Source organism: Arthrobacter sp. 2RAF6 (assembly GCF_052115205.1).
Lineage (GTDB): Bacteria > Actinomycetota > Actinomycetes > Actinomycetales > Micrococcaceae > Arthrobacter.
Genome location: NZ_JBFRGF010000049.1, coordinates 21,679 through 37,763, shown reverse-complemented (window position 1 = coordinate 37,763; position 16,085 = coordinate 21,679). Strand labels below are relative to the sequence as shown.

8 protein-coding genes and 3 rRNA genes are annotated in these 16,085 nt (G+C 62.0%); 2 read left to right on the top strand and 9 right to left on the bottom strand.

From position 1 onward, the window contains the following. Positions 1-60: 60 nt before the first annotated feature. The 5 genes from rrf to AB4Z38_RS22960 all read right to left on the bottom strand — a co-directional run bounded on the left by rrf (position 61) and on the right by AB4Z38_RS22960 (position 9,559). Positions 61-177 (bottom strand): 5S ribosomal RNA (gene rrf / locus AB4Z38_RS22980). Positions 178-341: 164 nt separating this feature from the next. After that, a 23S ribosomal RNA gene (locus AB4Z38_RS22975) occupies positions 342-3,481 on the bottom strand. Between the two features lie 583 nt (positions 3,482-4,064). Beyond that, positions 4,065-5,429: ribosomal RNA gene (locus tag AB4Z38_RS22970) — 16S ribosomal RNA — on the bottom strand. The 16S, 23S and 5S rRNA genes sit together here, the layout of an rRNA operon. Positions 5,430-5,975: 546 nt before the next feature. Further along, positions 5,976-7,286 (bottom strand): tyrosine--tRNA ligase, encoded by a 1,311-nt coding sequence (tyrS, locus tag AB4Z38_RS22965; protein WP_441431843.1) that lies wholly within the window; start codon positions 7,284-7,286, stop codon positions 5,976-5,978. A 44-nt stretch (positions 7,287-7,330) separates the two neighbouring features. Continuing rightward, positions 7,331-9,559 carry an AAA family ATPase gene (locus AB4Z38_RS22960; protein ID WP_441431842.1) on the bottom strand — a complete coding sequence of 743 codons (2,229 nt, stop codon included), beginning with the start codon at positions 9,557-9,559 and terminating at the stop codon, positions 7,331-7,333. Between the two features lie 158 nt (positions 9,560-9,717). On the opposite strand from AB4Z38_RS22960, the gene AB4Z38_RS22955 reads away from it, so the two are divergent. Next, positions 9,718-10,353 carry a GNAT family N-acetyltransferase gene (locus AB4Z38_RS22955; RefSeq protein ID WP_441431841.1) on the top strand — a complete coding sequence of 212 codons (636 nt, stop codon included), beginning with the start codon at positions 9,718-9,720 and terminating at the stop codon, positions 10,351-10,353. Between the two features lie 3 nt (positions 10,354-10,356). Here the strand turns inward: AB4Z38_RS22955 and AB4Z38_RS22950 are convergent, their stop codons facing one another. Continuing rightward, the gene (locus tag AB4Z38_RS22950; RefSeq protein WP_441431840.1) at positions 10,357-11,019 is read right to left on the bottom strand and encodes a DNA-3-methyladenine glycosylase; all 663 of its coding nucleotides are present in this window, start codon (positions 11,017-11,019) and stop codon (positions 10,357-10,359) included. Positions 11,020-11,112: 93 nt separating this feature from the next. On the opposite strand from AB4Z38_RS22950, the gene AB4Z38_RS22945 reads away from it, so the two are divergent. Next, on the top strand, positions 11,113-12,669 hold the full coding sequence (locus tag AB4Z38_RS22945) for an AlkA N-terminal domain-containing protein (protein ID WP_441431839.1): 1,557 nt from the start codon (positions 11,113-11,115) through the stop codon (positions 12,667-12,669). On the opposite strand, the gene AB4Z38_RS22940 is transcribed toward AB4Z38_RS22945, so the two are convergent. The 3 genes from AB4Z38_RS22940 to AB4Z38_RS22930 all read right to left on the bottom strand — a co-directional run bounded on the left by AB4Z38_RS22940 (position 12,575) and on the right by AB4Z38_RS22930 (position 16,041). After that, the gene (locus tag AB4Z38_RS22940) at positions 12,575-13,312 is read right to left on the bottom strand and encodes a maleylpyruvate isomerase family mycothiol-dependent enzyme (protein ID WP_441431838.1); all 738 of its coding nucleotides are present in this window, start codon (positions 13,310-13,312) and stop codon (positions 12,575-12,577) included. The two genes, AB4Z38_RS22945 and AB4Z38_RS22940, sit on opposite strands and share 95 nt — an antisense overlap. A 111-nt stretch (positions 13,313-13,423) precedes the next feature. After that, entirely contained in the window at positions 13,424-14,839 is a 1,416-nt protein-coding gene (argH, locus tag AB4Z38_RS22935) for an argininosuccinate lyase (RefSeq protein ID WP_441431837.1), read from the bottom strand. Continuing rightward, a complete protein-coding gene (locus AB4Z38_RS22930) occupies positions 14,836-16,041 on the bottom strand; it encodes an argininosuccinate synthase (protein WP_441431836.1) in 1,206 nt (401 codons plus the stop codon). The genes argH and AB4Z38_RS22930 overlap by 4 nt, the downstream gene beginning before the upstream one ends. Between the last annotated feature and the right edge of the window lie 44 nt (positions 16,042-16,085).

The window sequence follows — 16,085 nt, the reverse complement described above, 5'->3', positions numbered from 1 at the left end:
TGGGGTGTTAAATGGGTCAGGCCCCGACATGTGGTGTCGGGGCCTGGACCGTTAATGGTTGTCCGGCGGTGTCCTACTCTCCCACACCCTCCCGGGTGCAGTACCATCGGCGCTGTGGGTCTTAGCTTCCGGGTTCGGAATGGGACCGGGCGTTTCCCCCACGCTATGACCGCCGTAACCCTGTTACCCGTTCCGCCGCACGCTGGGTGCGGGGTGGGAAGACTGTGTGGTTACAACAATGGTGGTGTTGTTATTCAGTTGTGGTTTGTTCCCGGGGCAACGAACCCGTGGCGGGTTGTTGTTCGGGAACCACATAGTGGACGCAAGCAGCTGGTGTTTGTGTGGTGTAAGTTGTCGGCCTATTAGTACCGGTCAGCTTCAACAGTCTTTAGTCCTGTCTTCCACATCCGGCCTATCAACCCAGTGGTCTGGCTGGGGGCCTCTCACACACTTGGTGTATGGAAATCTCATCTTGAAGCGAGCTTCCCGCTTAGATGCTTTCAGCGGTTATCCCATCCGAACGTAGCTAATCAGCGGTGCACTTGGCAGTACAACTGACACACCAGAGGTTCGTCCGTCCCGGTCCTCTCGTACTAAGGACAGCCCTTCTCAAATTTCCTGCGCGCGCAGCGGATAGGGACCGAACTGTCTCACGACGTTCTAAACCCAGCTCGCGTACCGCTTTAATGGGCGAACAGCCCAACCCTTGGGACCTACTCCAGCCCCAGGATGCGACGAGCCGACATCGAGGTGCCAAACCATGCCGTCGATATGGACTCTTGGGCAAGATCAGCCTGTTATCCCCGAGGTACCTTTTATCCGTTGAGCGACGGCCATTCCACAATGTACCGCCGGATCACTAGTCCCGACTTTCGTCCCTGCTTGAGATGTCTCTCTCACAGTCAAGCTCCCTTGTGCACTTACACTCGACACCTGATTGCCAACCAGGCTGAGGGAACCTTTGGGCGCCTCCGTTACTTTTTAGGAGGCAACCGCCCCAGTTAAACTACCCATCAGGCACTGTCCCTGACCCGGATCACGGGCCGAAGTTAGATGTCCAAAGTGACCAGAGTGGTATTTCAACGATGACTCCACCCGAACTGGCGTCCGGGCTTCAACGTCTCCCACCTATCCTACACAAGCCACTCCGAACACCAATACCAAACTATAGTAAAGGTCTCGGGGTCTTTCCGTCCTGCTGCGCGTAACGAGCATCTTTACTCGTACTGCAATTTCGCCGAGTTTATGGTTGAGACAGCGGGGAAGTCGTTACTCCATTCGTGCAGGTCGGAACTTACCCGACAAGGAATTTCGCTACCTTAGGATGGTTATAGTTACCACCGCCGTTTACTGGGGCTTAAATTCTCAGCTTCGCCTTGCGGCTAACCGGTCCTCTTAACCTTCCAGCACCGGGCAGGAGTCAGTCCGTATACATCGTCTTGCGACTTCGCACGGACCTGTGTTTTTAGTAAACAGTCGCTTCCCCCTGGTCTCTGCGGCCCCGATCCCCTCCCACCAGCAAGTGGTGTTCAAGGTTGGGGCCCCCCTTCTCCCGAAGTTACGGGGGCATTTTGCCGAGTTCCTTAACCATAATTCTCTCGATCGCCTTGGTATTCTCTACCTGATCACCTGTGTCGGTTTGGGGTACGGGCGGCTGGAACCTCGCGCCGATGCTTTTCTAGGCAGCATAGGATCACCGGATCCCCCCATGACGGGGGTCCCATCAGATCTCAGGAACGTCATCAAAGACACAGCGACGGATTTGCCTATCGCTGACCCTACATCCTTAGACCGGGGCAACCATCGCCCGGCCCGGCTACCTTCCTGCGTCACACCTGTTAATACGCTTACCTCCCGGGATCAGGTCCCGCGCTCGGCCAAAACCCGCACACCACAAGGGTGATTGGGCAGGCTCCGGGCGGTTAGTATCCCCCGCTTGGCATGGGCGGTCCTTCGCCGGTACGGGAATATCAACCCGTTGTCCATCGACTACGCCTGTCGGCCTCGCCTTAGGTCCCGACTTACCCAGGGCAGATTAGCTTGACCCTGGAACCCTTGATCATTCGGCGGACGGGTTTCTCACCCGTCTTTCGCTACTCATGCCTGCATTCTCACTCGTGTAGGCTCCACCGCTGGTTTACACCGCGACTTCACCGCCCACACGACGCTCCCCTACCACTCCAGACGACTGAACCACGAAGGCTTGTCTACTATCTGAAATCCACAACTTCGGCGGTGTACTTGAGCCCCGCTACATTGTCGGCGCGGAATCACTTGACCAGTGAGCTATTACGCACTCTTTCAAGGATGGCTGCTTCTAAGCCAACCTCCTGGTTGTCTTCGCAACTCCACATCCTTTCCCACTTAGCACACGCTTAGGGGCCTTAGTTGGTGGTCTGGGCTGTTTCCCTCTCGACTATGAAGCTTATCCCCCACAGTCTCACTGCTGCGCTCTCACTTACCGGCATTCGGAGTTTGGCTGACGTCAGTAACCTTGTAGGGCCCATCGGCCATCCAGTAGCTCTACCTCCGGCAAGAAACACGCAACGCTGCACCTAAATGCATTTCGGGGAGAACCAGCTATCACGGAGTTTGATTGGCCTTTCACCCCTACCCACAGCTCATCCCCTCCATTTTCAACTGAAGTGGGTTCGGTCCTCCACGACGTCTTACCGTCGCTTCAACCTGGCCATGGGTAGATCACTCCGCTTCGGGTCTAGATCACGCCACTACACTCGCCCTGTTCAGACTCGCTTTCGCTACGGCTACCCCACACGGGTTAACCTCGCGACGTAACACTAACTCGCAGGCTCATTCTTCAAAAGGCACGCCGTCACAGCTACAAGGCTGCTCCGACGGATTGTAAGCACACGGTTTCAGGTACTGTTTCACTCCCCTCCCGGGGTACTTTTCACCTTTCCCTCACGGTACTGGTCCGCTATCGGTCATTAGGAAGTATTTAGGCTTATCAGGTGGTCCTGACAGATTCACACGGGATTTCTCGGGCCCCGTGCTACTTGGGATCCTCTCCAGGCGGCACACAACATTACGGTTACGGGACTAACACCCTCTCCGGCCGGCCTTTCAAGACCGTTCACCTATGTCTGCACTCTCACCCCACCGGTCCGGCAGAACCAATACGGAAAGTCCCACAACCCCGCCCATGCAACGCCCGCCGGCTATCACACATGGAACGGTTTAGCCTCATCCGCGTTCGCTCGCCACTACTAACGGAATCACTCTTGTTTTCTCTTCCTGCGGGTACTGAGATGTTTCACTTCCCCGCGTTCCCCCCACGCACCCTATGTGTTCAGATGCGGGTCACCAGATCACGCGCAAACGCGTCTGGCGGGGTTTCCCCATTCGGACATCCTGGGATCACCGTTCGGTTATCAACTCCCCCAGGCTTATCGCAGATTCCTACGTCCTTCTTCGGCTCCTAATGCCAAGGCATCCACCGTGTGCCCTTAAAAACTTGACCACACAAAATCAACTCTCGAGAGAACCAGACCCCCCACAAAGGAAGGGCCGGGTTCATAAAAAGAAATTGCTGTAAGACACACACACCCCACCACCCCCGCAAAGGGACAATGACCATGCGCRTGCCTAGATGCTCGCGTCCACTATGTAGTTCTCAAACAACAACCCCGTACCACACACCCCGCACACCGGACGCCCCCCGCCACCAAAGACGAAGACCACCCACGAACACACGGACCATGCAGCCAGGAAACCAGAAACACACAAACCCGGGACAGAACCACGCAAACCCAAACAGGCCACGCACCCCACCCCGGCCCTGTTGCCTCAGGACCCAACAGTGTGCCAAACACGAAAAACCAGCCCATCCCCCACCCGCACCGTTCCACAACACCCCCACCCACACAATGTGTGGAAAAGAGGCATCCGTACTGAACGCGGGAAAGAACCAACCGGCCGCTATCTGCTGATATTCCACCCATGAGCACCCACCGCAGAACAGACGCCTGCGCAATGGGCTTTGCTTCCACACACCCCCACAGCCACCATGCGGCAACCACGGGAATGATAATGGTGCTCCTTAGAAAGGAGGTGATCCAGCCGCACCTTCCGGTACGGCTACCTTGTTACGACTTAGTCCCAATCGCCGGTCCCACCTTCGACGGCTCCCCCCACAAGGGTTAGGCCACCGGCTTCGGGTGTTACCAACTTTCGTGACTTGACGGGCGGTGTGTACAAGGCCCGGGAACGTATTCACCGCAGCGTTGCTGATCTGCGATTACTAGCGACTCCGACTTCATGGGGTCGAGTTGCAGACCCCAATCCGAACTGAGACCGGCTTTTTGGGATTAGCTCCACCTCACAGTATCGCAACCCTTTGTACCGGCCATTGTAGCATGCGTGAAGCCCAAGACATAAGGGGCATGATGATTTGACGTCGTCCCCACCTTCCTCCGAGTTGACCCCGGCAGTCTCCTATGAGTCCCCGGCCGAACCGCTGGCAACATAGAACGAGGGTTGCGCTCGTTGCGGGACTTAACCCAACATCTCACGACACGAGCTGACGACAACCATGCACCACCTGTAAACCGACCGCAAGCGGGGCACCTGTTTCCAGGCGTTACCGGTTCATGTCAAGCCTTGGTAAGGTTCTTCGCGTTGCATCGAATTAATCCGCATGCTCCGCCGCTTGTGCGGGCCCCCGTCAATTCCTTTGAGTTTTAGCCTTGCGGCCGTACTCCCCAGGCGGGGCACTTAATGCGTTAGCTACGGCGCGGAAAACGTGGAATGTCCCCCACACCTAGTGCCCAACGTTTACGGCATGGACTACCAGGGTATCTAATCCTGTTCGCTCCCCATGCTTTCGCTCCTCAGCGTCAGTTAATGCCCAGAGACCTGCCTTCGCCATCGGTGTTCCTCCTGATATCTGCGCATTTCACCGCTACACCAGGAATTCCAGTCTCCCCTACATCACTCTAGTCTGCCCGTACCCACTGCAGAACCGGAGTTGAGCCCCGGTCTTTCACAGCAGACGCGACAAACCGCCTACGAGCTCTTTACGCCCAATAATTCCGGATAACGCTTGCGCCCTACGTATTACCGCGGCTGCTGGCACGTAGTTAGCCGGCGCTTCTTCTGCAGGTACCGTCACTTACGCTTCTTCCCTACTGAAAGAGGTTTACAACCCGAAGGCCGTCATCCCTCACGCGGCGTCGCTGCATCAGGCTTGCGCCCATTGTGCAATATTCCCCACTGCTGCCTCCCGTAGGAGTCTGGGCCGTGTCTCAGTCCCAGTGTGGCCGGTCACCCTCTCAGGCCGGCTACCCGTCGTCGCCTTGGTAGGCCATTACCCACTAATCCCCGATGCAAGCACCGGATCATCGTTCGACTTGCATGTGTTAAGCACGCCGCCAGCGTTCATCCTGAGCCAGGATCAAACTCTCCGTTGAAGTAAAACAAAAACAGACACAACCACAACCACCGGAAATAACGGCCGAAGRGCTGCACAAAATTTGAAACCAGCTGAAAACCAGACCCCACCCACAGGGGCGGACAAGGCCCGGCAAAATCAACCAATTCATAAAAACAAATCGGTATCAACAAACTTGGCACACTATTGAGTTCTCAAACAACAGACACAATCCGATTACTTCTCGGAACAAATTCAATTGAATTCGACGTTCCGCATTTCCTCGCTGCGATGTTTCTACTTTATTTCATTCATTTCCACTTTGCAAATCCAGGATTTCTCCGGAAATTCACCCAAGTGGATCGAATTTCCCCATGGAGTCGATAAATTATCCGATTCCCAGGCTTTTGGCCTAAATCGGATTATTCACATTCCATGGGATTTTGTCGCAATTTATCCGCTTCAGCGGCAGCGACTCAGAAAACGATACACGCTCCCCCGGAGCCGCGCAAGTCGGCTTCGGAGGAGCGTGCAACAGTCCGTCTGGCGCGCCCACACAGGAACACGCCATTGAGCTAAATAAGCGTCAGACGGTCACTTCGACAGTCGCCAGGTTCTTCTTCCCGCGACGCAACAACAGGTACCGACCGTGAAGCAATTCCGCCTGGTCGATCACGGCGTCGGGATCGGTCACCTTGCTGTTGTTCACGTAGGCGCCGCCCTCCCCCACCGTGCGTCGGGCAGCAGACTTGCTCTCGGACAGTCCGGAAGCAACCAGGAGGTCGACGATGCCAAGGCCATCCGCGCCGATCGAGGCAGACGGCAGCTCGGCCGTTGCAGACGCCAAGGTCACTTCGTCCAGAACCGACAGATCGCCATTGCCGAACAGCGCAGCCGAAGCAGCGATCACTTTCTCCGTCGCATCGGCTCCGTGCACCAGCGAGGTGACTTCGTAGGCGAGCCGGCGCTGGCCCTCCCGTGCGAACGGGCGCTCGGCAACAGCGGCTCCAAGTTCCTCAATCTCGGCGCGGCTAAGGAAGGTGAAGACCTTGAGGCGATCAACGACGTCGGCATCCGCGGTGTTGAGCCAGAACTGGTAGAAGGCGTAGGGGCTGCACATGTGGGCGTCCAGCCAAATGGCGTTGCCTTCGCTCTTACCGAACTTCGTGCCGTCCGAGTTGGTGATGAGGGGCGTGCCCAAGGCGTGGACGGTCTTCCCGTCGACCTTGCGTATCAGCTCCGTGCCACTCGTGAGGTTGCCCCACTGGTCCGAGCCCCCGGTCTGCAGCACGCAGCCGTAGTCGCGGTTGAGCTGGAGGTAATCCATGCCCTGCAGAATCTGGTAGCTGAACTCGGTGTAGCTGATGCCCTCATCGGAGCTGAGGCGGGAGGCAACGGCGTCCTTGCGGAGCATGGTGCCCACGCGGAAGTGCTTGCCGATTTCGCGCAGGAAATCGATGGCACTCAGGGGCCCGGTCCAGTCAAGGTTGTTCACCATGCGTGCCGCACTGTCACCCTCGAAGCTCAGGAAGCGGCGGACCTGGGCCTGAAGGTAGCCAACCCACTCCGAAACCGTGTCCTTGGTGTTCAAGGTGCGTTCCGCCGTCGGGCGCGGATCGCCGATCAGGCCGGTGGAGCCGCCCACGAGGCCGAGCGGCTTGTGGCCGGCCAACTGCAGGCGGCGCATGAGCAGGAGCTGGACAAGGTTGCCAAGGTGCAGGGACGGAGCCGTGGGGTCGAAGCCACAGTAATACGTGATCGGGTCCCCGCCGAGCAGCTTTTCCAATTCCGTTTCATCAGTGGAAACGTGGATAAGGCCGCGCCATTTGAGCTCTTGCCAGATATTGGCAAAGCCCGGGTCGTTGTGCTGGGACTCGAGGTTGTTTACGTGTGACACGAGTTCTAAGTTAGCAGGATTGCCGTTGGGCTTGCTTGCATGGCTCAGCGCTCGATACCCGCAGGCAACGGAGCGGCGGTGATGAGGCGCAGCCGCTGCGTCGGACGCGTCATGGCGACGTAAAGATCGCCCACCTTCCCGTGTTCGTGGTTCAGCATGGCAGCAGGCTCAAGAACAACCACGCCATCGAACTCCAAGCCCTTGGCTTCCTTGGGACTGATGACCACGATGTCCTGGGAGTAGCTGCCCGCTCCGGTGCCCACACGGTGGCCATAGGCCCCACGAAGGGCGGCTGCGGCCTGAGGCAGGAGGGCGCCGTCGGCAATCACGGCGAGGAGGCCGCCGTCGATCGCTTCCAGTTCTTCCGGAAGGATTTCGACGAGCCGGTCCACCATCCCGGTTTTGTCCACGCGGTCCACGATGGGCGACCATTTGCCTTCACGCACGGCCTTGGGAGCCGACACAACCAGCCCAGCCCGGTTCGCCATGCGGACCGCCGCTTCGGCGATCTGCGAGGGGGTGCGGTAGTTGACGGTGAGTTCTTCGAGCTGCCAGCGGTCCCCGAACGACGGCGCGAGGGCACTTTGCCACGAATTCGCACCGGCGGAGGAACTCGTCTGGGCGATGTCGCCGACGATCGTGAAGGACTTCAACGGGCAGCGGCGGACCAAAAGCCGCCACTGCATGGGCGAGAGTTCCTGGGCTTCGTCCACCACGATGTGTCCGAACGCCCACGAACGATCGCTCGTGGCCCGTTCTGCCGCTGTCAGCCGCGTTTCGCGTTCCTGGTTCTGGTCCGCCAGTTCCTCGGCCGTCATCAACACGTCGACGCCCATGGCCTCCATGTTGACAAGGGTCTGCTTGGCGTTGGCGATGTCGCGGGCACGGTCGTGCTCTTGCTGTGCCAGTCCCCTGCCGGCGGCAGGATCCAGCTCGCCCAGAAGCTCAGCGGCCTCGTCGAGCAGCGGAACATCGGCTTCCGTCCACGGCGCATCCGCGGGACGAAGCAAGAGTGCGCGTTGCGCCGGCGTGAGGTGCGGAGTGCAGGCTTCCAGGATGGCGGGCTTGCTGAAGAGCTCGGAGACGAGTTTCTCGGGCGTCATGGGCATCCAGCACAGGTTCAGGACGATCCTGACATCGCGTGCCGAGCGGACGTCTTCGGCGAGGTAGGAACGGTCGGCATTGTTGCCGATGTTCGATTCCTCGACGATCTCCGTCAGCTGCTCCGTGAGCTCGCGCAGCAGGATCTTCACGAACGTCACTCGCGCTTCGTTGTGCGGCTTGCCGGTGGCGCGGGCCCTGTCCCGGGCGCGGCGGACTTGCCGCACGGACAGCGTGAGCTTGCGGGAATCGACCTCGAGTGTGCGGTCCTCTGCGGGAGTCCGCTGCCGGTTGGCCACGGCATTGGCAATGACCTCCGCCATGTTCAGCTTGCCCTTGAGCGCTGCGACGTCGGGATCCGCTTCCGGGACGGCATGGATACCGGGCATGAGGCGGCCCAGGCTCGCCATGACGACGCCGGTCTCGCCGAGGGAAGGCAGGACCCGCTCGATGTAGTGCATGAACGACGACGAAGGTCCAACGAGCAGAACGCCCGCTGACTTCAGGCGGTCACGGTGGGTGTACAGCAGGTAGGCGGCGCGGTGGAGCGCGACGGCCGTCTTGCCGGTACCGGGACCGCCTTGGACAACCAAGGCACCCGACATGGACGAACGGATGATCCGGTCCTGCTCGGACTGGATGGTGCCGACGATGTCCGACATGCGGCCGGTGCGCTTGGAATTCAGGGCTGCAAGGAGTGCGCCCTCACCTTGGAGCGAGGCGTTGTCCGCCAGCATGCTGGCATCCAGGACATCGTCTTCGATCGCCTTGACCTCGCGGCCTTGCAGGATCAGATGACGACGACGGCGGACGCCCTGCCGGTCGAAGGCTGTCGCCTGGTAGAAATGGCCGGCTTCCGGGGCGCGCCAGTCGACCATAAGCCGCTGGAGATCCGCCGTGGACAGTCCGATGCGGCCGATGTACTGCGCCTCTCCGGTATCCAGGTCAAGCCGCCCGAACACGAGACGGTCGTCGACGGCGTCGAGCTGGGCGAGCCGGTCCTCGTACAGTGCCGCGAAGGCGTCCCTTTCGGAAACGTTCTGCATGGTGCCCACCGCTCCGGCGCGCCGGACCTGCGCCAGCTGTTGGCGCTTTTCCTCCCGCAGCTCATCCAGGCGCGAGTAGAGACCGGCCACGTACTCCCGCTCGTGGATCAAATCAGCGTCGTGCATCGAAACGTTCCCCTATCGAAAAAGACGGACCGTCCATTCTACAGCGGTTTTGCTTGACGTGTGTGAAACTGCCCGCACGCCGGTGCGTCACGCAATGTTCACCCGGCGCTAACCTCCTGAGCTTTTCCATCACTACCCAGTGGTGCTTCAATGCTGCAATGCAGCACGACGTTGCCCTGACCCGACACGGCATCAGCCTGGTCCCGCTCTCCCCCGCGCATGCCGGTCCGCTCTTCGATTTCGTGGACTCCGGGATGTGGTCCGGCATGGCCGCCGAGCAGCCTTTGAGCGCCGCGGAACTGGCCGAACTCTTCGCGGCCCGCCTCGAAGATCCGGCAACCTTACCGTTCGCCGTCGTCGAGCAACGGACGGGAGCCCTGCTCGGAACCTCCTCCCTGTGCGAGTACAGTCCCCGCCAACAGCGACTGGAAATCGGCGGCACTTTTTACGGGCGCCCGTTCTGGGGGAGTCACGTCAATCCGGCCGCGAAACAACTGCTGCTGGCCTACTCCTTCGATGTCCTGGACGTCCACAGGGTTGCCTTCCGCTGCGATGCCCGCAATACCCGCAGCGCCTCGGCCATTCAGCGGCTCGGGGCCAGCTACGAGGGCACGCTGCGCGGGTACCGCTTCGCTCCTGACGGCAGCCGTTGCGACACCGCCGTTTTCTCGATCCTGCGCGATGAGTGGCCCCAGGTACGTGAGTCGCTGCTCGGCCGCCTGGCGCCCTTCGAAGTGCCCGACAACCACTGTGCGTATGTCGCCGAGCCTGCCCGGAGCGAACACGCCGCCTGAAGGCTACAAAGGCTTCTCGACGGCGCGGCTTCGGCCCGGCTTGTAGCGGGACACTGTGGGGTCCCCGGACAGCCAAAACCGCCACGGGTAGTCGGCGGAACCGCCGTCGCCGGATACTCCTACGCGGAGACCGCTCGCGACTGCTGAGGGCGCCGCCGGCGTGACCGGAAGTTCGAGGCCGAACGGTTCAGCCAGGGCATCGCGGCCGCTGTCCGCCGTGGTCAGCCCCATAGCGGAGGCGAGCCGGGCGGGCCCGCTGGCGAGGTCGGTCAGCGACTTCGACGCCGGACGGCGGGACTGTGCCAGGGCTTGCCCGCCCACCACCTCCCCTGCCCGCAACAGCAGCGCGGACGCAACGCCGTCGGGACCGCAGACAATGTTGGCGCAATAGTGCATGCCATAGGTGAAGTAGACGTAGAGGTGGCCGGCCGGGCCAAACATGGGTGCGTTCCGGAGGGTGGGGCCGCCAAAGGTATGGGATCCAGGATCGGGTTGGGCCGAGTCCCGCGGACCCAGATACGCTTCCACCTCACTGAGCCGGACGGATACCGTGCCCTCAGGAGTCCGGTGGCTCAGCACGGCGCCAAGGAGCAAAGGGGCAACGTCCCTCGGATCTCCGGAAAGAATGGCCCGGATGGTCTCCGGGGATGCACCCAGCGTTGTCATGCCCAGACCCTAGCAAATCCGCGGCCCGGATCCGCCGCCGGCAGTGTCCGATTTCCGCTAGGAAGAGCCTGCCGATGCTGAAAGGATGAAGCCATGGACTTTTGGCAACGCTACCGTGCCATCGATGCGCGGGATCCCCGGTTCGACGGCCAGTTCTTCACCGCCGTCCGTTCGACGGGCATCTACTGCCGGCCGTCGTGCCCGGCACGGACACCCAAGCCCGAAAACGTGACGTTCTACGAAACCTCGGCCGCCGCGCACGAGGCCGGGTACCGGGCGTGCAAACGCTGCCTACCCGAGGCGGTTCCAGGCACGCCGGCGTGGAACCTGCGCTCGGACGTCGCCGGGAGGGCGATGCGGCTCATCAACGACGGGGCGATCTCCCGGTTCGGCGTCGAAGGACTCGCTACCAGGCTGGGCTACTCCTCCCGCCAGCTCAACAGGATCCTCAGCCATGAACTAGGCGCCGGGCCGCTGTCCTTGGCGCGGGCCAGCCGTGCGCAGACGGCCAGGACGCTCTTGGTCTCGACCTCGATGAAACTCTCGGACGTGGCGTTCGCTGCCGGGTTCAACAGTGTCCGCCAGTTCAACGACACCATCAGCGAAGTCTTCGCCTTGACTCCCACAGCACTCCGGGCCACCGCGAAACCCTTGGGCCATCAAGGCAGGCTGGGCGAGGCCACGTCCTTGACCCTCAACCTCCCGTACCGGGAGCCCTTCGACACAGGGATTTTCGATTTCCTCGCGGCCCGCGCCGTTCCCGGCGTCGAGCTGGCGAGCGCGAACAGCTATACGCGAACCCTCCGCTTGCCCCGCGGCAACGCCGCGTTCACCGTGGAGTACGACGACGGGGCGCGCGGCGGTGCCCTGGCCCTCGCCGTCAGCACCTTGGATCTTCACGATCTTCCCGTGCTCCTAAGCCGGGTGCGGCGATTATTTGATCTCGACGCCGATCCCATCGCCGTCGACGAGGCGTTGGCCGCTAATGCCAGGCTCGGCCCGTCAGTTCGCGATACGCCCGGGATCAGGGTCCCGGGCGCCGTGGATCCCCAAGAACTCCTCGTCCGCGCGATGATCGGCCAGCAAATCACAGTAGCCGCCGCCCGCACGGCGCTGACCCAACTTTCCGACGCAGGAACCCGCCTACCGGAAGGGCACGCACTGGGCCTGGATCGCCTGTTTCCCACGGCCGAGGAGATCGCCCGCTCGGGCCGGGAACTGCTGAAGGGTCCGCAGCGCCGCATAGATTCCGTGCTGGCCGCGGCAGCAGCCATGGCCGGCGGGGAGCTCGACTTCGACTACGGCGACGACCCCCGTACGCTGGCGGACAAACTGTTGCCGCTGCCCGGCGTCGGATCCTGGACCGTGGGCTATGTGGCGATGAGGGTCATTGGCGATCCGGACGTTTTCCTCGCCAATGATGCGGCGGTTCGGAACGGCCTCAAGAATCTGGCGGCCGCGGAAGGCCTGCCTGCCGACTTCCGCAACGTGAGCCCGTGGCGTTCCTACGCCACGATGCACTTGTGGCGGGCAGCCGCAAGCAAACGCGTCAGCGTTAGTGCGCCGCGGGAACGCTCGATGGCCACGGGAGAAGTTCCGGCAAGTCAACGCCGTCCGCGTCAGCGGAGGCCCGCAGGCTCCCCAGGTTAGGCGTCCGGCCGGCAAGCCAGGCGGCGATATCCGTGATCATTCCGTTGATGGCGACGGACTGCCGGCCCGAGCCGATAACCAGCTGCGGGAGGCCCAAAGGCTGAAGCACGAACTTCTGGTCGGCCGGGACACGGGCCGAGAGGAAATCGAAAAGATGCTCGCAGAATTGCCGGCTCCAGGCCTCCGGGCCGCGACCGACTCCCAGATCCGAGACGTGGATGACCAGTTCGCGCCAGAGCGCCAGGCCGCCGTCGAGCACTGTTCCATTCCGGAAGCTGATCCGGGTGTTCCAGCCGGACTCCACGAGTCCGTCGAAGGCCCTCAGTGCCCGCGAGAGGGCAGCTTCCGTGGCGGCACGGTGTTCAGCGAGGCTGTGGCTCGCCGCCAGCTCAATGGCCTTCGTACGGCCCTCGTAGCCGCCGTCGTAGATGTCGATGGTCTCGCCGCGGGCTGCGTATTCCAGCTGGCGGGCCATGGCGTTGGAGATGCCGGCAATGTGCGCCAGCACGTGGCCCCGGGTCCACCCGGGCAGCTCGGAGGGAGCTGTAACATCGGCGTCATCGAGTTTGGCGACAACGTCGGTGACAGTGCCGGCCGCTTTGTGGAGCTCGGCAAGAAGCGCTGAGGTAGTGATCTCGGTCATAGCGCCATAGTATCCGACGGAGTTAACGAGCCTTAACGGACAAAACGCACAACGAGACGGCATTTCGCGGCAATGTTTGCGAAATGCCGTCTCGTTGTTGGCGTGCGGAATTTACCCCGCGTAGCCCCGCACTGCTGCGAGTTCGGCTTCGAGGGCAAGCAGTTGGCGTTCGACGGCGGCCGGGGCCGTTCCGCCCTGGGAGTTGCGGCTGTTGAGCGAACCTTCGGTGCTGAGCACGGTGCGGACCTCGGGGGTCAAGTGCTCCGAGATGCCCGCGTACTCTTCGTCCGTGAGGTCCCACAGTTCAACGCTGCGTCCTTCAGCCAGTTTCACCGCCGCACCGGAGAGCTCGTGCGCCTCCCGGAACGGCACGCCCTGGCGGACCAGCCACTCGGCGATGTCCGTGGCAAGTGCGAAGCCCTGCGGTGCCAGGGATGCCATGCGCTCGGTGTTGAAGGTGAGCGTGGCGATCATGCCGGACACGGCCGGGAGCAGCACTTCCAAGGTGTCAGCGGCGTCGAAAACCGGTTCCTTGTCTTCCTGCAGATCGCGGTTGTACGCGAGCGGCAGGCCCTTGAGCGTTGCCAACAGGCCGGCCAGGTTGCCAATGAGGCGCCCTGCCTTGCCGCGGGCGAGTTCGGCGACATCCGGGTTCTTCTTCTGCGGCATGATCGAAGACCCCGTGGAGTACGAATCATGAAGCGTCACGAAGGAGAACTCCTTGGTGGCCCACAGGATGACTTCCTCGGAGACCCGCGACAAGTCGATGCCGATCATCGAGCAGATCCATGCGAACTCGGCGAACACATCCCGCGAGGCGGTGCCGTCGATCGAGTTGTGGACGGCCGAGAAGAACCCGAGGTCCGCGGCGACGGCCTCAGGATCCAGGCCGAGCGAGGAACCGGCCAAGGCCCCGGACCCGTACGGCGAGACACCGGCGCGCTTGTCCCAGTCCTGGAACCGCTGCACGTCGCGCAACAGTGCCCAGGCGTGGGCCAGGAGGTGGTGGCTCAACAGGACAGGCTGGGCATGCTGCAGGTGCGTCCGTCCAGGCATGGCAACGCCCTCGTGGGCCTTGGCCTGCTCAACGAGCGCATCGATCGTGGCGAGCACACCGCGGGCGATGATGCGGGCGTGGTCGCGCAGGAACATGCGTCCCAGCGTGGCCACCTGGTCGTTGCGCGAACGCCCAGCCCGGAGCTTGCCGCCCAAATGGGTTCCCGCGCGCTCAATGAGCCCGCGTTCGAGGGAACCGTGCACGTCCTCATCGCTCTCGGCAGGCTGGTAGGCGCCGCTCGCGACGTCGTCATCCAGCAGGGTGAGCGCCGCGAGCATGCCTTCGAGTTCGCCGTCGTCCAGCAGCCCGGCCTTGTGCAGCACCCGGGCATGCGCTTTGGAGCCGGCGATGTCGTAGCGGGCCAGCCGCCAGTCAAAGTGCGTGGACTTGCTCAGCGCGGCAAGCGCATCTGCAGGGCCGCCGGCGAACCGGCCGCCCCACAGTGCGCCTTCATTGGTTGCCGACGTCATTTGCCCGAAGCCCGCAGGTCGCGGCCTGCGGCGACCTTGGAGGACATTCCCCACAACTCAATGAAGCCCTTGGCCTGCGACTGGTCGAAGGTGTCGCCGGTGTCGTAGGTGGCGAGGTCGAAGTCGTAGAGCGAGGTGTCGGAGCGGCGGCCGTTGACGACGGCCTGGCCGCCGTGAAGGACCATGCGGATGTCGCCGGACACGTACTTCTGGGTGTCCTCGATGAAAGCGTCCAGGGAGCGCTTGAGCGGGGAGAACCACTGGCCGTCGTAGACGAGCTCGGACCACCGCTGGCCGACGGTGGCCTTGAAGCGGGCCTGCTCGCGCTCGATCGTGACGTCCTCAAGGTGCTTGTGGGCGGTGATGAGGGCCATGGCGCCCGGAGCTTCGTAGATCTCGCGGGACTTGATGCCGACCAGGCGGTCCTCGACGACGTCGATGCGGCCGACGCCCTGGGCACCGGCGCGGCGGTTCAGTTCCTGGATGACCTGCAGCGGGGTGCGCTTGACACCGTCGATGGCCACCGGGACGCCGGCTTCGAAGGTAATGGTGACTTCGTCCGGTGCCGGCGGGAATTCCGGGGTGGCCGTGTAGTCGTAGATGTCCTTGGTGGGAGCGTTCCAGATGTCCTCGAGGTAGCCGGTTTCGACGGCGCGTCCCCAGACGTTCTGGTCGATCGAGTACGGGTTCTTCTTGGTCGTCTCGATCGGCAGTCCCTTTTCCTCGGCGAAGGCAATGGCCTTGTCGCGGGTCAGGGCAAGGTCGCGGACGGGTGCGATGCACTTCAAGTCCGGGCCGAGGGTCTGGATGCCGACCTCGAAGCGGACCTGGTCGTTGCCCTTGCCCGTGCAACCGTGCGCAACGGTGGTGGCACCGAATTCGCGGGCGGCCTTGACGAGGTGCTTGACGATTACAGGGCGTGAGATCGCCGAAACCAGCGGGTAGTGGCCCTGGTAGAGGGCGTTGGCCTTCAGCGTGGGCATGGCGTATTCGTTGGCGAATTCGTCGCGGGCGTCGGCCACGTAGGCCTCGACGGCGCCGCAGCCGAGGGCGCGCTGGCGGATGGTCTCCAGCGACTCGCCGCCCTGTCCGACGTCAACGGCCACGGCGATGACCTCGGCACCGGTGGCTTCACCGATCCAGCCGATGGCTACGGAAGTATCAAGGCCACCGGAGTAGGCCAGAACAATGCGCTCAGTCACGAGAGTGCTCCTTTGTTGTTGCTTGGTTCTTTTGAGTCAAATGC